Below are 883 nucleotides of genomic sequence, written 5' to 3'. Positions count from 1 at the left end.
CACCTCCTTACGTAAAGAAACACATTAGCAAGCCTTACGATGAATTTGCTTAGGCAAATAAATCTACCGGCCAAAGTTTTTGCTACGCAAATACTTAGCGAGTGCCCACACAGATTGTTTGATTAGAAAGTGAAGAGACGTATAGATAGACCTTAGGGTCTGTAGCTCAGTTGGTTAGAGCGCACCCCTGATAAGGGTGAGGTCGGCAGTTCGAATCTGCCCAGACCCACCAATTTCTTGTAAAATGAAATTGGATTTCTATTTATATACACCATGTTGGGGCTATAGCTCAGCTGGGAGAGCGCCTGCCTTGCACGCAGGAGGTCTGCGGTTCGATCCCGCATAGCTCCACCACTCATTCTTAAATGAATAAGTGACCAACATGATGAGAAGCCTTAGATAAGCAACACTACTTATCTAAGGCTTTTTTTAACGAAAAAGTCTGCTCTTTAACAATTAGGAAAGCTGATAAATGTTCTTATTTATCGCACAATAACAATGACCTATCTTGTGAATAACAAGGTAAGTTGATTGGTGTGATAAATATAAACGAAATTGTTCTCAGTATTTAAATTAACTATTCGTAGTTAAAATAGATACTGTAATCAAGCAAAATAAAAAGCACACATTATGATGATTCGTTGTTGTAATGTGAGTACGTATCTACTCAGTTAATTTATTAACTGATAGGTGCACGAAAAACGATTGTTTTTCATATGTAAAATATGAGTCACAAGCGTCTTGGAAACAACATATGACACTTTTTAGGTGTTGTATGGTTAAGTGAATAAGCGTGCACGGTGGATGCCTAGGCAATTAGAGGCGATGAAGGACGTGGTAATCTGCGATAAGTCCAGGGGAGTTGATAACAAGCGTTATATCC

The 883-nt window shown here is 38.8% G+C and carries 2 tRNA genes and 1 rRNA gene; all 3 read left to right on the top strand.

The window, feature by feature from the left end:
- The first annotated feature begins 155 nt into the window (after positions 1-155).
- Positions 156-232: transfer RNA gene (locus SP041_RS20720), tRNA-Ile, on the top strand.
- Positions 233-278: 46 nt separating this feature from the next.
- Positions 279-354, top strand: a tRNA-Ala gene (locus tag SP041_RS20715).
- 423 nt (positions 355-777) lie between these two features.
- A 23S ribosomal RNA gene (locus SP041_RS20710) occupies positions 778-883 on the top strand; the annotation flags it as partial.

The sequence above is a fragment of the Psychromonas sp. SP041 genome (assembly GCF_000470315.2).
Classification (GTDB): Bacteria; Pseudomonadota; Gammaproteobacteria; order Enterobacterales; family Psychromonadaceae; genus Psychromonas.
The sequence above is the reverse complement of the archived record's forward strand: the minus strand, read 5'-3'. Positions and strand labels throughout refer to the sequence as shown.